We start from the raw sequence: 1,474 nt of genomic DNA, 5'->3' as shown, positions 1-1,474 counted from the left end.
CCCTGGAGATTGGCGTACTGGAGATCGGCGCCCTGGAGACTGGCGCCCCGGAGATCAGCCCAGCGCAGATTGGCCCGGGCGAGATTGGCCTCGCTGAGATCGGCCCTTTCGCCGCCCTCTTCGTTGTTCAGCCACTTGGCGTGCTTGTCCAGCACAGCGTTCAATTTATCGGCATCCATTACTTACTCCTCCTTAAATTATCGGGCTTTCGGTGTGGCCGGATTCCCCACCCGGCTCCTGCTTGTGGACTGTGAGGCGATTGCCAGGGAAACTGTCAGTCCCAATTACCACGCCACAAGCTCTCTAGTCAACCCTTACCCGGCGCTGACACGCCGCATACCTACTCACCCACTATATTCACCGCCAGCCCATCGGCATTTCAGTGCCCCAATGCACGTTGCAAGCCGATGATTCGGTTAGTACTTCTGGTGGTTTTGTATGGCGCCGGCCGCATAGCCTTATCTTTGCGGCTGATTTTGGCTCACATTGATTTGTGCAGCGCCATAGCAGCCGCCCCGTCCGTCTGCCGGCGGCAAAGGCGCGGTAACCAGCCGCACCACCGGGGCTATACTCATGCTACCAACTTGATTTTGTGTTCCCCGCCAGCCGCCGCTTTAAGATGCGCGGCCTTGTCTGCGTGTTCCCACGGCATCCGACGGAAGATATTAAGGCCCATATGCACCGCGTCGCGCTCGTGCTCGTTGCGCGGGGCCTCAATACCATACTCGGCGATGATCTCGGCCTGCATCTTGGGCTTGGTGTTGGCCGGGTCCCAACTGCGCTTGCCGACCAGAACTACATCCTCGAACGCCTCGCAGATGAGCGTCTGCTGCGTGACCATGCGCTCGGCGTCCTTATACTGGCGGCCAAAATTGACGTAGCGCTCGAGCACGGCGAATTCGAGCCGGTAATTGCGAATCATCGCAGCCAGCCGGTCCAGGTAATCGCGCGCTCCCACGTAGCGCAGGGTGCCGGTATGATCCAGCGTCCATCGCGGCCACTGCGATACGGGCGGCTCGGCGATGCGGTCGCTCCATACGGCGATGCCGGTCTCACGGCCTGGGTCAATCGTCGCGAAATACATATTATTCCTCCGCGTCCATAATTCTCCGCTGCGCCTCTTCGGCTGCGCTGCCGTGGTGGGCGAGAAAAATAAACCCCCATAGCAGCACGAATACCACAGCCCATACCCAGACCATGATCACCTCCCGCAACAGGTAATTGCGATGATCGTCCACATCGCGACGATCAGAATCATCGCGAAAAAATCACGTGCCGTCATCCGTCACCTCCTGTTAGTTATGATACCAGTCCGGCACTTGCGCCGGCTGTCGCACCGCATCTACCGGGAAAAATCGCGTGTATTGGCGCTTGAATATTAGCGGGATGTCCTCTGTCGGGCCGTTGCGCTGCTTGGCGATGATCAGATCCGACCGCCATTCGGTGCGCTGCGCCCCGGCCTCGGCCTCGCGGT

Annotated in this window: 2 protein-coding genes; both read right to left on the bottom strand. The window is 59.5% G+C overall.

What is annotated here, in order from left to right; genetic code table 11:
- The coding region (locus PLH32_18095) for a pentapeptide repeat-containing protein (protein HQJ66521.1) at positions 1-179 on the bottom strand (179 nt) is incomplete at its 3' end.
- Between the two features lie 392 nt (positions 180-571).
- The gene (locus tag PLH32_18090; protein ID HQJ66520.1) at positions 572-1,084 is read right to left on the bottom strand and encodes a hypothetical protein; all 513 of its coding nucleotides are present in this window, start codon (positions 1,082-1,084) and stop codon (positions 572-574) included.
- Between the last annotated feature and the right edge of the window lie 390 nt (positions 1,085-1,474).

This window comes from bacterium, from assembly GCA_035419245.1.
In the GTDB taxonomy this organism is placed as follows: Bacteria; Zhuqueibacterota; Zhuqueibacteria; order Residuimicrobiales; family Residuimicrobiaceae; genus JAKPUX01.
The sequence above is the reverse complement of the archived record's forward strand: the minus strand, read 5'-3'. Positions and strand labels throughout refer to the sequence as shown.

What these genes read in the sequence shown, in the direction of transcription:
- PLH32_18090 (HQJ66520.1), bottom strand. Translation starts at nt 1,084, where the DNA reads ATGTATTTCGCGACGATTGACCCAGGCCGTGAGACCGGCATCGCCGTA.